General features: G+C 62.7%; 17 protein-coding genes. 4 read left to right on the top strand and 13 right to left on the bottom strand.

Translation table 11 applies throughout. The features are described from left to right. The first annotated feature begins 86 nt into the window (after positions 1–86). The 3 genes from ABD791_RS01995 to crcB are packed head-to-tail and all read left to right on the top strand — an operon-like array spanning position 87 to position 1,434. Positions 87–599, top strand: coding sequence for a universal stress protein (locus ABD791_RS01995; protein WP_345061771.1), 513 nt, complete (start codon positions 87–89; stop codon positions 597–599). Beyond that, positions 587–1,060 (top strand): fluoride efflux transporter FluC, encoded by a 474-nt coding sequence (locus ABD791_RS01990; RefSeq protein WP_345061769.1) that lies wholly within the window; start codon positions 587–589, stop codon positions 1,058–1,060. The genes ABD791_RS01995 and ABD791_RS01990 overlap by 13 nt, the downstream gene beginning before the upstream one ends. After that, complete coding sequence (gene crcB, locus ABD791_RS01985) at positions 1,057–1,434, top strand: fluoride efflux transporter CrcB (RefSeq protein WP_345061767.1); 378 nt, start codon at positions 1,057–1,059, stop codon at positions 1,432–1,434. Before ABD791_RS01990 ends, crcB begins: the two co-directional genes overlap by 4 nt. Before the next feature lie 5 nt (positions 1,435–1,439). Here crcB and ABD791_RS01980 read toward each other — a convergent pair whose 3' ends face one another. From ABD791_RS01980 to ABD791_RS01940, 9 genes are read right to left on the bottom strand one after another with little or no spacing between them, the layout of a single operon-like run. Then, entirely contained in the window at positions 1,440–2,357 is a 918-nt protein-coding gene (locus tag ABD791_RS01980; protein ID WP_345061765.1) for an urea transporter, read from the bottom strand. Between the two features lie 17 nt (positions 2,358–2,374). Beyond that, positions 2,375–3,466, bottom strand: coding sequence for a HoxN/HupN/NixA family nickel/cobalt transporter (locus ABD791_RS01975; RefSeq protein WP_345061763.1), 1,092 nt, complete (start codon positions 3,464–3,466; stop codon positions 2,375–2,377). Between the two features lie 4 nt (positions 3,467–3,470). Further along, entirely contained in the window at positions 3,471–4,505 is a 1,035-nt protein-coding gene (locus ABD791_RS01970) for an urease accessory protein UreD (RefSeq protein ID WP_345061761.1), read from the bottom strand. Continuing rightward, entirely contained in the window at positions 4,505–5,137 is a 633-nt protein-coding gene (ureG, locus tag ABD791_RS01965) for an urease accessory protein UreG (protein WP_345061759.1), read from the bottom strand. The genes ABD791_RS01970 and ureG overlap by 1 nt, the downstream gene beginning before the upstream one ends. Before the next feature lie 42 nt (positions 5,138–5,179). Continuing rightward, entirely contained in the window at positions 5,180–5,875 is a 696-nt protein-coding gene (locus ABD791_RS01960) for an urease accessory protein UreF (RefSeq protein WP_345061757.1), read from the bottom strand. A gap of 7 nt (positions 5,876–5,882) precedes the next feature. Continuing rightward, positions 5,883–7,607: an urease subunit alpha gene (gene ureC / locus ABD791_RS01955; RefSeq protein WP_345061755.1), complete on the bottom strand. Its 1,725-nt coding sequence runs from the start codon at positions 7,605–7,607 to the stop codon at positions 5,883–5,885. Further along, entirely contained in the window at positions 7,607–8,038 is a 432-nt protein-coding gene (locus ABD791_RS01950) for an urease subunit beta (RefSeq protein ID WP_345061753.1), read from the bottom strand. Before ABD791_RS01950 ends, ureC begins: the two co-directional genes overlap by 1 nt. 3 nt (positions 8,039–8,041) lie before the next feature. Beyond that, positions 8,042–8,929: a sirohydrochlorin chelatase gene (locus ABD791_RS01945; RefSeq protein ID WP_345061751.1), complete on the bottom strand. Its 888-nt coding sequence runs from the start codon at positions 8,927–8,929 to the stop codon at positions 8,042–8,044. A 2-nt stretch (positions 8,930–8,931) separates the two neighbouring features. Beyond that, the gene (locus ABD791_RS01940) at positions 8,932–9,237 is read right to left on the bottom strand and encodes an urease subunit gamma (protein WP_345061749.1); all 306 of its coding nucleotides are present in this window, start codon (positions 9,235–9,237) and stop codon (positions 8,932–8,934) included. A 170-nt stretch (positions 9,238–9,407) separates the two neighbouring features. On the opposite strand from ABD791_RS01940, the gene ABD791_RS01935 reads away from it, so the two are divergent. After that, positions 9,408–12,869 (top strand): FUSC family protein, encoded by a 3,462-nt coding sequence (locus ABD791_RS01935; RefSeq protein WP_345061747.1) that lies wholly within the window; start codon positions 9,408–9,410, stop codon positions 12,867–12,869. A gap of 63 nt (positions 12,870–12,932) precedes the next feature. On the opposite strand, the gene ABD791_RS01930 is transcribed toward ABD791_RS01935, so the two are convergent. From ABD791_RS01930 to ABD791_RS01915, 4 genes are all read right to left on the bottom strand, one after another. After that, positions 12,933–13,715: an SDR family oxidoreductase gene (locus ABD791_RS01930; RefSeq protein WP_345061745.1), complete on the bottom strand. Its 783-nt coding sequence runs from the start codon at positions 13,713–13,715 to the stop codon at positions 12,933–12,935. A gap of 67 nt (positions 13,716–13,782) precedes the next feature. After that, entirely contained in the window at positions 13,783–14,301 is a 519-nt protein-coding gene (locus tag ABD791_RS01925; RefSeq protein WP_345061743.1) for a MarR family winged helix-turn-helix transcriptional regulator, read from the bottom strand. A 117-nt stretch (positions 14,302–14,418) separates the two neighbouring features. Further along, entirely contained in the window at positions 14,419–15,921 is a 1,503-nt protein-coding gene (locus ABD791_RS01920; RefSeq protein ID WP_345061741.1) for a DHA2 family efflux MFS transporter permease subunit, read from the bottom strand. Further along, positions 15,914–16,435 (bottom strand): mycothiol transferase, encoded by a 522-nt coding sequence (locus ABD791_RS01915; RefSeq protein WP_345061739.1) that lies wholly within the window; start codon positions 16,433–16,435, stop codon positions 15,914–15,916. The genes ABD791_RS01920 and ABD791_RS01915 overlap by 8 nt, the downstream gene beginning before the upstream one ends. Positions 16,436–16,463 lie beyond the last annotated feature (28 nt).

The raw sequence follows: 16,463 nt of genomic DNA, 5'->3' as shown, positions 1-16,463 counted from the left end.
TCAGGTGGGAGCGGCACCCCGGCGCCCCCCGAATCGCCGCGCCGCGCGCGCTTGAAGGGGATGTTCAGCGCCGGTAGGCTCCGAGCATGCCAGCCAACGAGCATTCGGTTCATCCCGTCATCGTCGGAGTATCCCCCGGCCAACCAACCCATGTCGTTCTGCACGCCGCCCAATTCGCACTCCGGTTCGGAGCCCCGCTCGTCTGCGCGCACGTCAATCCCGGACGCTACGCAACCGCAGAGGCGGCAGACGGCGCTGTCAGCTCCACCTCGATCGACCCCGACTTCGCCGATCTCCGGGAGGAGATCTTCGACGAGAAGCTGGCCGCCGGTCTCGCAGAGCTGCTGGTGGACAGCGGCATCGAATGGCGCATGCTCCTGCTCGCCGGCGACATCGCCAGCGCCCTCGGCCATCTCGCCCAGACCATCGACGCGGCCATGATCGTCGTCGGCAGCCACGAGAGTTCCGTGAGCGGCAGCATCCAGGAATTCTTCAACCGCTCGATCGCGGTGCAACTGGCGCATCACCAACACCGCCCGGTGGTCGTCATTCCCGCCCGCCCGCCCGGCCTCGAATCACCGACGCCGTGGAAGCAGTGAACTCCGCCGTGGCACGCCCAAGTCATTTGCGGTGGGGACCCATCGGCCTGGTCGCGCTCGGCGGCGCCGTCGGGGCATCCGCACGAGAAGGTCTCTCGCTGCTGATTCCCAACCTCGGCCCGATGCCGATCGTCATCCCCCTCATCAACATCGTCGGCGCCTTTCTACTCGGCTACCTCTACGAGGCAGTGACGCGACTCGGCCCAGGCGACAGCAGGGCGAAGAACCTCAAGCTGCTGCTCGGAACCGGCTTCTGCGGTGGTTTCACGACGTATAGCTCCCTCGCCACCGATACAGCGGTACTGAATTCGAACGGATACCTCCCACTCGCGTTCGTCTACGCCCTCGGCACCGTCATTCTCGGCGCCTTCGCCACCTGGGCCGGCATCGTGATCGCCGCCCGGGCCAACGCCCGCCGAGCGGCACACACCCCCGACGCAGCGAGCACGGTGACCCGATGACCCCCCTGATCTTTCTGCTCCTGGCCGTTGCCGGTGGTCTCGGCGCGGCGACCCGCTTTCTCTTCGACGGGTTGCTCCGCTCGAAGCTGCGAACCGCCTACCCATGGGCCACCACGATCATCAATGTGTCTGGCTCGCTTGTGCTCGGCTTCATCACCGGACTCACGCTCACACATCTTCTGCCGACCGACCTCAACGTCATCATCGGCACCGGTTTTCTGGGCGGTTACACGACGTTCAGTACCGCTAGCTACGAGACGGTGCAGCTGATCAAGCAGGGCCGCTACGGCTGGTCACTGGCCAGCGGAATCGGGATGCTGGTGCTGGCGGTCGCTGCTGCTGGACTCGGTCTGTGGCTGGCCTCGCTGATCTGATGCCGTCACGCCCGCTTCAGACGCGGAACGAAGTAGACGATGATCAGAAAGACCCAGGTCGTGAGAATGTACGGCCAGGTGTAGGTCGGCCCGGACAGGTGATGCATCAGCAACGTGACGACTGCGGTGACGGCGGTGCCGATGATCGCCAAGACCCACGGCTCCCAGGTTCCCTTCACGAACACGGCAGCTAGGGCGATGGCTGTCAGTACTCCTGAATAGCCGGCGAGTCCGTTCGCCGTGGTCTGCAGGGATTCGTTCATCGCCAGGGCGCACAGGCTTCCGACGGCGCTGCCGAGAACCGCTGCGAGTCCGACCTTCCAGGAGGCGACGAACAAGCCGAGCAGAATCAGGGCGCCCGCCCACATGCTGTCCACCAGCACCACCTGGGAGACGTTGGTCAGCAATGAGACAAAGAAAGCTGTCACAGCTGAGTCGCTCACCGTCGTGTCTGGAGTACTGGTGTGGAGCGGGATGGTGGCGAGGAGCACCCCGGTCGCGACAATACAGAATGGCGCGGTCGTCGAGGGCAGGTTGAACGGTTTCAGCGGTTCGTGGGTGAATATCCAGACGACGAGCCAGGTGACGGGGGCACAGAGCGCGCCGCCGACGATGGCGATCGGATAGGCGGCGCCTTGCCCACCGATGGCGGCGAAAGTCGCAGCCCCGACCAGGGCACCGCAGAACCCCTGCATGCCGTCACGTACCGCCGGCATCTTTGAGCCGAACAACAGTCCGGTTGCCGACGACGCGAGGCTGCCGAGCACGACGAGCACAGCCATCCGCCAGTCTGCAACCACGAAGGCGGCCAGAATCAATGCCCCGGTCCAGACGTTCGCCTGAAAGAAAATCTGCGAGAGGCCATGACCGAGGGCGAGCCCCCACGCGGCGACGCCCTTGGTTTCGCTCAAAGTCTGGCTCATCGTCTTCTGACCCTTCGTCACTGATGATCGTCGCGTGTTGCGCCCGCATCTGCGCTGGCCGGATGGCCGGCCCACCGTTCTTCAACTTTGGCCAGCTTCCAATACAAAGTAGAGGCCACCCAGGCGAAGATCAGCGTTCCCACAATGATGTAGCCGACGTTCTCCAGGTCAATGCTGGCAATCCAGCCGGTGAGCGGGTCACTCAGGCCCAGCTTCTCGTTGAGCAGGCCAATGAGCTCAATCCCACCGATGAGCACGGCCACCATCACTGAAATGCCCGTCACCGTGAGGCTGTAGTAGACCTTGCGGATCGGGTTGAAGGTGGCCCACGAATAGGCCTTCACCATGACTGCCGAGTCGAGGGTGTCGAACAGGCTCATGCCTGCGGCGAAAATCAACGGCAGACAGAGCACCGCGTACCAGGGCAGTCCGGTTGCTGCGCCGGTGCCGGCCAAGACCAGCAGTGCGATCTCGCTGGCCGTGTCGAAGCCGAGGCCGAAGAGAAACCCGACGAGATACATTTTTCCCGGCCGGTCAACTGATTTGATCAGGGGGCGAATGAGCTTGCTCACGAATCCACGCCCGTCGAGCTGGCGCTCCAGCTCCTTTTCGTTCAGCACTCCGTCTTTCGAACGCTGCCACACCCGCATGATTCCGACAAATGAGATCGCGTTGATCAGGCCGATCAGCAAGAGAAAGACCCCAGACACCATGGTGCCGAAGATTCCGAGCATGTTCCGGATGCCGTTACCGTCAGAAGCAAGGTCGACCGCCCAGCTGACGCTGAGTGCCAACAACGCCGCCATCAGAAACACAACGGTCGAGTGGCCGAGCGAGAAGTACAGCCCGACGCCGGCCGCCGGCTTCTTGATGTCGACGAGCTTGCGCGTCGTGTTGTCGATCGCCGCGATGTGATCGGCGTCGAAGGCGTGTTTCACACCGAGGATGTACGCCGTGATCGCAATTCCAACCCCAAATACCGACGAGCCCAACTTCAGATGCTGCGGCTCGATCAGCACGAAGAACACACCGAACCCGACGATGTGCATCAGAGTGACGGGGATGAACACCCGGCTCAGCTGCGTGACATACGACCGTTGCGTTTTCATGGTTTCAGCTCTTTCGAGACGCGGGTGCTGGGATTCCGGTGAGGAGCTCGTGCACGAAGCCGGCGGCGAGCGCGCTAGCCCGCGCGACGAGAACGGTGTCGTTGCTGAGCAAACGCAACCACACGCCGCTCTCCCCCGGCAGCACGCTCACCCCAAAGAGCAGCTCAGCGCCGTAGGCTTCCGCGAGCGCCGAATGCAGCTGATCAGCGAGTTCACTGGCGGAGATGAGCGGAGTCAGCACGTACAACATGGCAAGCACATCAAAACCGCCCAATACGGCCACACCGTTCACGTCGGAGTCTGTGGGACAGAGTCGCACCCGGTCGAGAGCGACAAGGGTTCCATCCGGACGACGCACCTCGAAATCTGACGCATAGACATCGAAGAGATGCCGCTCGTCTCGTGCGAGACGTCCGGCATACACGGTTTCGCTTGCGATCAGCGTTGCCGTCGAATCGAGCACGACGGCTGTGCGCTGGTAGTACCGCGAATTGGCAAATGGGATGACCGGGTCGGGCAGGAACTCCACAAATGCACCGGCCTCAAGAGTGAGGTTGGTGGTCGCGGCGGCGTACCCGAATTCCATCCGGTAGACCTTCGCGAACGCTTGAGTGGTCACGTGCGCAGAAGTGTCCTGCCCAAAGACGAGGTCGGTGCGGTGGCGATCGCCCGACACCATGCCGCCTCCCGTGGTCATCAGCATCGTGGACGGCATATCCGGGCGAAGCGGGTCGTAGTAGAGGGGACGCATGATCTGCAATGGAGACTTCTGATAGTGCTTTGTCAGTTCCGTTCCCCTGCTGTTCCGGGCAAAAGTGAGCTGCAACACTCCGACCTTGCCCGGACTGCCGACGCGGAGGCTTTCCGGATCACCCGCAAACCTCAACACTTCTTGTGGAACTCGCGTCGGCTCGTAGTGCGAGGCCGTCACCCGGTATCCCCCGTAAGGGGTCGGGAGACCGTCAGTCGACCCGGCCCCGCTTTCACGCGGAGCATCGGTCACTTCGTCCATCGGCGTCGTTGCCGTCTCAATCGTCATTAGACGAGTTCGGCTCTGGCTTCACTCCAGACGGCCATGATCTGATCATGAAGCTCCTGCAGCCCGACACCGGTCAGCGCATTGGTCATGACAACCGGCTTTCCGTCACGAACTCGATGCGCGTCGCTCTCCATGACCTCCAAGTCGGTGCGCACGTACTGGGCGATGTCGATCTTGTTGATGACGAGAATGTCGGACTCGGTGGTTCCGGGTCCGCGCTTGCGCGGCATCTTCTCACCTTGGCCGGTGTCGAGAACGAACACGAAGACATCCGCCAATGCCGGAGAGAAGGTCAGCGTGAGGTTGTCTCCCCCCGATTCATAGATCAGGGTGTCGATGTCGGGAAATTTCTCGAGCATCTCCGCACCCGCGGCGAGGTTCATCGTCGGGTCGTCACGCACCGCCGTGTGCGGGCAGGAGCCGGTTTCGACACCGACGACTCGTTCAGGATCGAGTACTCCGGCCAGCTCCCGGCGCACATGCTGGGCATCTTCCTGGGTGTAGATGTCGTTGGTGATGACCCCCGGGGTGCGTCCCGCAGCGATCAGCATCGGCACCAATGCCTCAGTCAAGGCTGTCTTGCCGGTACCGACGGGACCGCCGATGCCGATTCTCAATACGTTCTCATTCATGATTCCCCACTTCTTTTGGAACACTGTCGGCAATACAAATAATCAGGTGGCAAACAGACGTGCCTCGGCCCGCTCATGCTGAGCCGACATGATGTCGGAGAGCGGCACGCAGCCGCCCAGGTCATCGATGTCGCGCGCGACTGCGTCGGCCGCGGCCCGTTCGATGACCGGCCCCACCGCGTTCAGAACCACCTGCGCATGGCGGTGATCGGTGAGACGCAGCCGCAGGGCTGCGCCGACGAAACTCGTCGAGAACGCGAACAGGTCGGAGGCAACCGCGTGTTCTGTCGCGACACCGGCTGCTGCATTCGCGACGGCGCTCGCAATCGGCTGGCAGCCTGGAGTTGTGCGTGCGGTGATCATCTGGCTGTAACGTTCCAGCTGGTCGCCGCCGATTGCCTCGAGAGCGATCTGGGTGACCTGATGACCGCTCCGCACCGAGGCCTTACGCATCTCTGCATTGAGCTTCGACGCGAAGAGACGCTTGTCGACATCCTGAACCAGAGCCCAGTTGCCGCGCTCTGCCGCCCGGTGGGCCAGGGCAAGCGCCGTAGCGTCACCCGGGCCGACCGAATGCACGAGCAAATCAGACAGAACGTCCTGGATGTCTCGACGGCTCACCAGTTTTGCCTGGCTGAAACCTTCGAGACTGTGGGACATCGTGTAGAACCCGCTGGGGAAGGCTGAGTCCGCCAGCTGCAGGCTGACCAGCAGCTGACGGACCGGTGAAAGAACCATGCTCACCTCAGGCGATGAAGAAGAGCTGAGTCAGCGGCAATGACGTTGCCGGTTCGATCTCGGCGAGGTTGCCGTCGTAGGTCACCTTGTAGGTTTCCGGGTCGACTTCGATCAGCGGCAACGCATCGTTTCGCACCATGTTCTCCTTGCCGACGTTGCGGCAGCGGCGAACAGGAAGCACCTGACTCTCCAGTCCCAGTTTTTCCGGAACGCCATTGTCGATGCCGGCTTTCGACATGAACGTGACACGCGTTTTCTGCAAAGCCTTGCCCTGGGCGCCGAACATCGGACGGTAGTACACCGGTTGAGGCGTTGGCAACGACGCATTGGGATCACCCATCAACGCCCAGTTCACCAAACCGCCTTTGACAATGAGCCGAGGCTTCACCGCAAATGAGTCGGTCGGCCACAACACGATGTCGGCGATCTTGCCCGGTTCCAGCGATCCGACATAGTCGGAAATTCCCTGCGCGATGGCCGGGTTGATGGTGATCTTCGCGATGTAACGCAGCACGCGGAAGTTGTCGTTGCCCTCGGCATCCTCCTCCAACTTCCCCCGCTTGTCCTTGTTGTGATGAGCAACCTGGAACGTGCGAAGGAAGGACTCACCAACGCGACCCATGGCCTGTGAATCGGAGGAAATCATGGAGATGGCACCCACGTCGTGCAACACCGTCTCCGCCGAAATCGTCTCGGCACGCACCCGGGAGTCCGCGAACGAGACGTCCTCGGGGATGTCATGCGAGAGGTGGTGGCAGACCATGACCATGTCGAGCAACTCGTCGACAGAGTTGACCGTGTACGGCAGGGTCGGGTTTGTCGACGAGGGCAACACGTTGGGGTGGCCGACTACCTTGAGCAGGTCGGGAGCGTGCCCGCCACCTGCACCCTCAGAGTGATAGGTGTGGATGGTGCGCCCATCGATGGCGTTCAGTGTGCTTTCGACGAATCCGGCCTCGTTGAGGCTGTCCGAGTGCAACGTGATCTGAATGTCGTAGAGGTCTGCGACATCGAGAGCAGTTCGGATGGCCGCGGGAGTTGAGCCGTAGTCCTCATGCACTTTGAGCCCCGCCGCACCGGCTTCGACCTGCTCAATCAGGGCTTCGGGCCTCGAACCATTTCCCTTGCCGCAAAACCCCATATTGACGGGCATCGCCTCGGCCGACTCGAACAGCCGGTGAAGATTCCACACTCCCGGCGTCGTCGTGACGCCGTTGGAGCCGTCCGTCGGTCCGGTTCCGCCACCGAACAGCGTGGTGATCCCGTTGGACAACGCAGCTTGTGCCTGCTGCGGGGAGATGTAGTGCACGTGAGAGTCGATGCCCCCGGCCGTTGCGATCAGGTGCTCACCGGCCAGAAGCTCGGTTCCGGGCCCGACAACAAGCCGCGGGTCGACACCGCTCTGGGTCTGCGGATTTCCCGACTTGCCGATCCCCACGATCAGTCCGTCCTTGATTCCGATATCGCCTTTGACGATGCCGAGAACGGCGTCGACAATGATCGCATTCGTGATCACGAGGTCGAGGGCACCGTTCGCACCGGTCGCCTGTGGGTCTGCGCCCATTCCGTCTCTGGCTGTCTTTCCGCCACCATAAACAATTTCATCGCCGTAGTGGCCTTCGCTGAAGTCCTTCTCGATCTCAATCATCAGGTTGGTGTCAGCGAGCCGAACTTTGTCGCCGCGAGTCGGGCCGAAGAGGTCCGCATATTCCTTGCGTGAGATGAGAGCCATTACTTCTTTCCCTTCGGAGCGGTGGAGCTGACCTTTTTCGTCGGAACGCCGTCCTTGTAACCGAGTTCTCTCATCTTGGCCAGTGCCCGGATCTTGGTGTCCTCCGTGTCGAGGCCGCCGTCCACCAGATTGTTGAAGCCGATGATGTGACGATTGCCGGCGAATGCGGTCAGCGTTATCTCTTTCGTGTCGCCCGGTTCGAACCGCACCCCTGTCCCCGCCGGGATATCGAGGTGCATGCCGTATGCTTTTTCGCGCTCGAAGAGCAGCGCCTTGTTCGCCTCGAAGAAGTGATAGTGCGAACCGATCTGAACAGCTCGGTCACCGGTGTTGCTCACCTTGAGCGTGACGCTGGGGCGTCCGGCGTTGATTTCCAGTTGATCAGTTCCGTGCTGGTATTTGGGGCTTCCAAGCATGATGGTTCCTTCCAATGATCAATGAGTGTGCGCGAGCGCGGTATGCGAGCTGCCTGCATGATTATGCGAGTGGCTGTGACCGTGTTCGTGTTCGTGCTGGCCTTCTTCGAAGGCGTGAGAATGCGCGTATCCGTGCCCATGATCGGCCTCGAGACCCGCAGAAATTCCGTTGCGCCCATGGCCGAGATTGTGCTCGGCGTCTCTGATACGCTCGGCGATCACCCGCACGATTGCCTGCTCGCTCATCAGCGGTCCGTAGAAGCGCGAACCGGCAAGGTCACCAGTGCCGAACTCGGCTGAGCTGCTGCGCGCGAAGCCGGCAGGAACGACGACAGTTTCGTCGAAACCGAGCTTGCGCAACCGATTCACCGAGCGGGCGACATCCGCGTCCTGATCGACACAGGCGACATCGACCTCGGTGGCCGCGCCATGGGTGAGCACCAAATGAGCGATGCGGAAGAGCTCTGCATCGTCGAACGGATTCGACGACCGAGCGGCAATCACCACAGCGGCCGCAGGATCTGACGCAGCACTCTGCGTCGCAGCGGTTCGCAACCAGGCGATCAGGTGATCGGGGGTTCCGAACGAGTCACACAAGGCGATGCGTGTCTCGGCCTCGCCAACGGCCAGCCACTTCAGCGTCTTCGCCGCATCGGCGACAAACGTGGGATTGCGACCGAATGTCATCGGGAGCACCAACACCGCACGGTCATCGGCATCGAGCAGCCGACTCACCGTTCGGTGCAGCGAGCGACCTGCTGCAGCGATCAGAACATCGTCGAAGCACCTGCCAAGAAACGACAGATCTGCGCCGTTGTCACTCTCGTGCCCACCGACCAGAACTAGTCGTGACTGGGCCGATCGTGACTGGGCCGATCCTGAATGCGCCGAATGGGGCGCCGTCATGTTCAGGCACCGACCGGGTCGTGGCAGGAGACGAGCTTCGTTCCGTCCACGAAGGTGGCCTCGACCTGCAACAGGCTGAGCCTCGGTCGAACGCCGTCCATGCACTCGTCTTCGGTCACGACCGTCTTGCCGAGCTCCATGCACTCGGCCACCGATTTGCCGTCCCTGGCGCCCTCCAAGATCGCTTCTGTGATGAGTGCCTGAGCCTCAGAGAGGTTAAGTTTCGTTCCTCGCCCACGCCGTTTTCGCGCCAGATCAGCGACCTGATAAACCATGAGCTTGTCAATTTCCCGCGGACTGAGATTCATTTCTGCCTCAACTCTCCCGGTTCACCGCGGTGGCTCCGTGTCACCGGCCCGGGTGTTCGATAACCCCGAACCTAGGACGACTCGGCCTGGTTGTCACCCTCTTCGCGAAGAATTCGAAGAATCTTCATTTTTCTTTCGCGGTGCCGAATGGTGCCCCCTATGCTGGGGCCGTGGACGCCTTGTGGGTGGGTCTCGGTATTGTGATTCTGGGAGTGACGCTCCTCGATGTCTTTCTGACTGCCTTGAATTACGACGAGGCCGGCTTCATCGCTGGCCCGTTGGCGGCCGCCCAATGGCGACTCCTCCGGCGGGTCACCCGGCGCTTGTCGAGGCGATGGAGGCCGGTAGCACTCCGTCAAGTCACCGGACTTCAGATCATGGTGACCGTTGTCGCCTGGCTCTGCGGCGTCATCCTGGGCTTCGGGCTGATCTATTTCGGTTTGATGCCCGGCGACGGTTTTCAATACTCTGGGGCGCACCAGAACCTGTTCGGCGCCCTCCTCTTCAGCGCAGCCCAGCTCTCGACCGTCGGCACCTCTGCGCTGAGCGCGAATACCGATGTTCTGCGCTTCCTTTCGATCACGGAAACCCTCACCGGCGTGGCTCTGATCTCACTGATTCTCACCTTTCTGCTCGGTGTTTACGACGTGATCAGCAACCTGAGTGCGCTCTCCGCCAAATTCTTCAGCGCCTCTCGCGGGGCCGGCGACCCGGTCAAGAGCCTCGCTCCGTTCTTTGTGAACGGGGAACCGAACGGAATTGATAGTCACCTGCAGGCGATTTCAGACAGTTTCGGCTCCTACACCGATGGCCTGCGGTTGCACCATGCCGCCTACTACTTTCAGAGCGGACGCGACGATTTCTCGCTGCCATACTCAGTGCGGATGCTGGGCGGCACGATCGGCGCGCTCCGCTGGGGCCTGCCGACCGGGCATCCAGCCAGTGCCATTCCCGTCTTGATTCCTCTGACTTTTCAGTTCGACCGGTTCGGCGACTATCTTCACCCGAGACTGCGTTGGCGCAGTAGCGATGTTCCGGAAACGGTCGCCCGTGAGGATTTCGTTCGTCAACTCGCCGGCAGTGCGTCCGAAGAGCACTCTGACCGCTGGGTCGCACGGTTTCGCACCCTCAACCGCGAGATGGCAGACCTCGCCGGCACCACACCGTTGCACGATCTTGACGACGCGTACGCCCGCTATGTGCAGTGGCTTCCCTTCGCCTACCGCTCTCAGCAGATCACCACGGCCGTCAGCCGAGATCTCGACTACCAACCCATCATCATCGCCGGAGAAGAACCGCCGATCGGACCTACTTTTTCGGCCACGACCGGTATTCCCGTCGTCGATGCCGGAGAACGACAATCGGATCGGTCAGTGTCGTCGCCATCCTCGTCGAAGCTGCGGAGTTTTTGGGAGCGCCGGGTGATTCTGGTCGATCCCGGCTATGCCAGACTCATCGCTGCCGCACGCGCTCTGATTGCCGCCGCCGGCGCATCGGTGACTCTGTACTTGCTCTTCACCGCCGCGGGTGCCGACGCTTTTCCCTCCGCATTCTTCGGCGGAATGATGGCCATGTTCACCGCTTCGGCAACGGGGAAGACGCGCACTCAGAAGCACCGTTTCGCCGGGCTTCTGGCGATCATTCCGGTGGTCGGGGCGGTCGGACTCAGTGCCGCCATCCCCCACGACTCGTACTGGACGACGATTGCGCTCGTCATCGTGGCCTTCATCGGAATTGGGATCGGTCGCTTCGGACCGGCCTGGGCGGGGCTCGGGCAGCTTGCCTTCGTCTCCTACTATTTCACGCTGCTTCTCAGACTCAGTCCACAGGAAGCGGGTCTCTACGCGGCGGCGGCGATCGTTGGTGTGGTCTGGTCGTTTGTACTTCCCTTCATTGTGTCTCCGGGCAAGGCATCGCGCACGCTCGGTGGCGGGGTGCATGCCTTTCGCCAACGTCTGATTCGCGCTCTCGACCCACTCATCGACACCGTCTCGTGGGCCAGATGGGATCCCGATCTGCGCAAACGCGTCAGGGTCGACATGCTGCAGGTGCACCGGAGTGCCGCCTTCCTCGCCGGGCAGCTGACCGGCACCGATCCCGACGTGGACCTCAACGCCATGCAGGCCGCTGCACTCCGATTGCGGGTCTTCGATGTCGAGTTGGCCGCGATCAATCTGACCACTGCCGCCAGGGAGGTGACCGGCGCCGGCATCCCTATCGCCCTGCGCGCTCAGCTGGCCGGCGAACTGCAGGTGCTGCAAGACCACCTGCGCGGCTACCCGGCGCTGCCTGCCTGGGCCACCGGCGCCCCATCCTCCCGCGCGATCGACGCTGAAGAGCTCCCCCCCAATTCGGTTGATCTCCGTTCACGGGAAGACTGGCCGGAATCGGCGCGGCGTTTGCACGTCGCCATCGTGGAGTTGCGCCGTGTGGCCGATGCGCTGCACTCGGCGCAGGCGGTCGATCTCAACCTCGCCGATCCGACGCGCAGCCTCAGCGCAGACGAGGCAACAAACACCGACGATGTAACGGTTGATCCGACGGTCGACGATGTTCTGACGTTGACCGACCCATCGGGCGGAATCCCGAGCGCCAGCACTGATCGATTCACCCCGACCGGGCGTCGCGCAGTTCAAGCTGCGCTCTCAACCGGACTCGCCCTCACCGTCGGATCGCTCGTCTCGACAACCCACCAATATTGGGCAGCGATGCCGGCCTACCAGGTGGTCGGGTCGACCGACGGCGAGACCTTCGTCAAGGGTGCGCAACGCATCGTCGGGACCATCGTCGGTGCGGCAATCGGATTCGGCGTTGCCATCTCCACCGAGGCCAACCCGGCCGTGGTGTTGCCACTGCTGGCCGTCTGCGTGTTCGCGTCGGCGTACTACCGTGCCGTCTCATCTCCGGTGACGACGTTCTGGCAAACGATGTTGTTCGCCCTGCTCTACGAGTTTCTCGGCAAGCTCAGCACCGAAACCGTCGAGCTGCGCATTCTCGAAACGATCATCGGAGCAGCCATAGCCCTCCTTGTCGCCCGGTTGGTTCTTCCGCTCCGCACGCGCAAGAAACTGAACCGAGAGATCACCGAGCTGCTGCGCATAGTCGACCAGATGACGGCATCCTGCCTGACTCAGTTGGGCCGGGGAATCGTCGAAAGTCGCGAGTCCCGCATCGATCGGCTGCTCGCGCTCAACCGGCAGATGGATCTCATCAACGCCACAGCAGTCCCCCTGCGCCGCGCGTCGGGTGCGATGGACCTCGGCGGGATCGAAGGGCAGCTGACCGCAATCTGGGCGTTGGTCTACTACACGCGCCACCTCGTGATGGCGACGGAGCGCACGCCGCTCGGTGCCTCAGGGATCAGCGCGGACGAGTGGGCTCGCATCCACGGTGTCACCAGAGACAATCTGACATCGTTGGCCGCGGTGCTGAACGGGGACCTACCAGGGGATGTCGCCGAGAGCATCGACCCACCTGAAGAATCCGACGCCGGGCAGCCGCTCACCGGCTCGGTCGCCGCGGCGTTGCGACAGCTGGAGCGTCTCAACCAGGCGGCCCTGATTCTGATGGAGGATGTGACTCCGGACGCGGTGCGGCCACGTCAGGTGAAGATCGCGTCGTTCCTCGAATAGCGATCCTCACCTGACGCAGTCGCGTTCATGCGGCCGCGTTCATGCGGCCGCGTTCATACGGTCCTACCAGGTCTTGTCGCCACGAACGATGGCATCGAACCCGCCGTCAATGAAGATCACCTGGCCGCACAGGTGGCTGTTCTCCTCGCTGGACAACCAGGCGAGCAAGCGCGCCGGAACCACGGGCTGCATCGGCCCGTTCAGAGGCATCGGCACCTGCGCGGTGAGCGCCTTCCGGCCCTCCTCCGTAGCGACCAGATCAGCGGTCATCGGGCTGAGCACCACGGCGGGCGCGATGGCGTTCAGCGGAATCCCGGCTCCGGCCCAGTCGGCAGTCGGTGCGGTCGTGCGCACCCAGCGAGCCAAGGCCTGCTTGCTGGTGGAGTAGATCTTGTGGCCGACCTCAGGACCCTCCTCCTGGAGCTCCAGGGCCCGAGCACGCGCGGCCGCCTCATCGCCGTCGAGAAAGGCCTGCAGAAGAATCTCGTCGTGCGGATGCAGCGACGCCATCGAGGCGACGGTGACGGCACGCGGTGCATCGGACTTCAGCAGGAGCGGGCGCAGTCCCTCCAGCGTGGCAATGGCGCCGAAGTAGTTCACCGACGCAGTCGCGACGATCGGGGCGGCCAATCCGGCGACGGCTACTACCGCGTCGATTCGCCCCTCAGAGATCTCGGTCACCTGATCGACCATGGCCGTGCGCCCGGCGTCAGTGGTCAGATCGACGTTGACATCGCTCCCGCGGAGGTCTACCCCGATCACGGTGTGACCTTGACTGGTCAGCAGCTCGCTCGTTGCCTTGCCGATTCCGGACGCTGCTCCGGTGACTACGTACGTTCGTGACATTTCATCTCCTGTGTGGTGAATCTGGTTGTGAATGGGTCGAGTGAATGGGGTGGGTGTAGAGGCTGAATCAGCTCGCGGTCACGGTGGCGGCAAAACGCAGGGCATCGCCTTCGAAGAGCGTCAGGAGGCGAGCAAACTCCGCTTGATCCTGTGACGTCCACCGCGCGAGAATCTCCGTCATCATCTGGTCGCCGACGCCGACGAGGCCCTCGATCAGACCGTGACCGCGCGCGCTCAGCTGCAAAAGTGACGCACGCGCATCCGCGGTGTCCACCGTTTTCTCGACGAGTCCGCGCTCGATCAAGTTGGCGCTGAGTTTGCTGACGTTCGATGGGCCCACTCGCAGATGTGTAGCAAGCACCGACGGCCGCATGGCTCCGTTGCGGGCAAGGGTGGTGATTGCGATCACGCTCGTGGTGTCCAGGTCGACGCCCGCACGTCGCGACAGGGATCCGATGAATCCCTCCGACCCCCAGAGCGCGAAGACATCCAAGAGAGCAGCGAGCGGTTGAGAGCGGTAGTGCAACCCGTCGGTGGCCGTCAGTTCAGCACCGTTCGCCCGGTCAACATCCGCGATATCGCTCATCGCAGCACCTCCATCTCAATTAGTGTCGTCGCGACAGTATATTCCTGGGCGACGAATGGAGGCTGTGAACTCGCCGCACATCAATGAGGCGATCGAGTCAATGAGGCGATCGAGCGCTTAGGGAGCCGCTGGCTCTCCTCTCGAGGCATCGTTCTGGTCGACCCGCTTGGGGAGGGCGAAGACGAGCAGGAACGCCACAACGCTCAGCCCAGCGCTGACGGCCAGCGCCGATGCCGCACTCGACGCGAATGCGTCGGCCACGGCCGCAGGCGTGTGGCCGGTGACGGTCAGGGTTCCGAAGAGGACGCTGCCGATGACGGCGATTCCGATGGCGCTTCCGATTCGCTGCATCACCCCGATCACCCCGCTTGCGGCGCCTGCTTCAGATCGATCGACCGTCGCCACGATGAACTGGGCATTGGGCGCGATGAAGCATCCGTTGCCGAGGCCGCCGAGGAACAGCGGTATGAGCAACGCCCACTCGGTGAGTTCGCTGGGCGGAGTGAGCAGCAGCACGAGCCACACCCAGATCAGCCCGACCGCGAGCAGACCAGTGCCAATCACGAGGACTCTGCGTCCGAGCAGCCGCGACAGACGATCGCTGAATGCCGCACCGATGATGCTGCCGATGGCGAATGGCACCGAAACGAGACCCGATTCGAGAGCCGTATGTCCGAGGCCGGCCTGCCACAGGATCGAAATGGTAAAGAAAATGCTGGTGAAGGCCGCGAAATAGACCAACGCGAGCACGACGCCACCGGTGAACGCCGGATGCGAGAACAGATGTGGGGGTACCAGTGGCACCCCGTCGGCTTTCGCCACCCGCAGCTCCCAGAACGCAAAAGCCACGATCAGAAGCGCGCCGGCGACGAGGGTCGCATAGGTCCAGGCCGGCCACCCCAGATCCTGGCCCTCGATCAGTGGAACCAGCAGCGCCACGAGACCTGCCGACAGCAAAATCAAGCCGAACCAGTCGTTGCCGGTCTTCGCGAGGTGTTCCGAACCAGACGGCAACAGGATCGCTGCGGCGATGAGTGCGACGACGCCGATCGGCAGGTTGACCCAGAACACGAGTCGCCAGCCGTTCTCGTCGCCGAACGCCTCGATGATGAGACCACCGAGAATGGGGCCGATGGCGGTGGACACGCCGATCACCGCGCCCATGATCGCGAATGCCTTGCCTCGCACCCGGAACGGAAACATGAGTTGGATCATGGCCGTCACCGCGGGAACGAAGATTCCGCCGGCGAGACCTTGGATGACGCGCGAGACCACGAGTTGCAGGTCGTTCTGGGCCAGACCACAGAAAAAACTCGCCACGGTGAACAGGGCGAGACCGGTGAAGAACACCCATTTGTGACCGATCCGGTCGCCGATCCGACCGGCGGGGATCAGCGCGAGGCCGAAGGCGAGGGCATAGCCGGAGATGATCCAGGACAGCGTCGCTTCCGACGCGTCCAGGCTCGTGCGAATTGTCGGGAGGGCGACGTTCACGATTGTTGTGTCAAGCAACGCCATGAACATGCCGGTCATCAGCACGATCAGGGCGGTCCACGCGCGCCGTGGAACAACGGATGCCCCAGTCGACGCTTCGCCGACCGGCCGAGCTGAATCAGCCATGTCGGCGGCGCCCCAACATTCCGGCGATGAAGGCCGCCTGCCCGGCATGCTGCAGATCGTCGGAGATCACGCTGACCAGCCGCACCGCGAGGGTCACGGCTGGTGTCCACCGTTCGTCGACAATCCGAGCGAGGTCATCGTCGCTGAGGCCCTCGACGAACCCGACCGTCTGCGCGTGAACCGCGTCATGGTAGCCCCTGAGCAATTCGGCCGAGATTCCTTGCACGAGTCCGACCTCGTCTGACGACTGCGCGTAGCCGGTGGCCTCGGGCGGGAAAGGCAGCCCGAACCGGGTGTTCCAGCCCTCTGACAGCCAGACCTGCTCGGTGCCCGCCACCTCAGACACATGGTCATCCTGCACCCGAGTGAGATGCCAGACGAGCCACGCGATCGAATTGGCATCGGAGTCGACCCGTTCGGCGAGCACCTGGGGACTGTGAGTGGCGACCACGCGATGCACTACCTCACGGATGCGGCCGAATCCGTCGATCAGAATGTCTGTTGCCGAGGTCATATGTGCTCCTTCAGACGATGACCTTATT

Origin of the sequence: Glaciibacter kafniensis, assembly GCF_039538945.1 — a bacterium.
Classification (GTDB): Bacteria; Actinomycetota; Actinomycetes; order Actinomycetales; family Microbacteriaceae; genus Cryobacterium; species Cryobacterium kafniensis.
The sequence above is the reverse complement of the archived record's forward strand: the minus strand, read 5'-3'. Positions and strand labels throughout refer to the sequence as shown.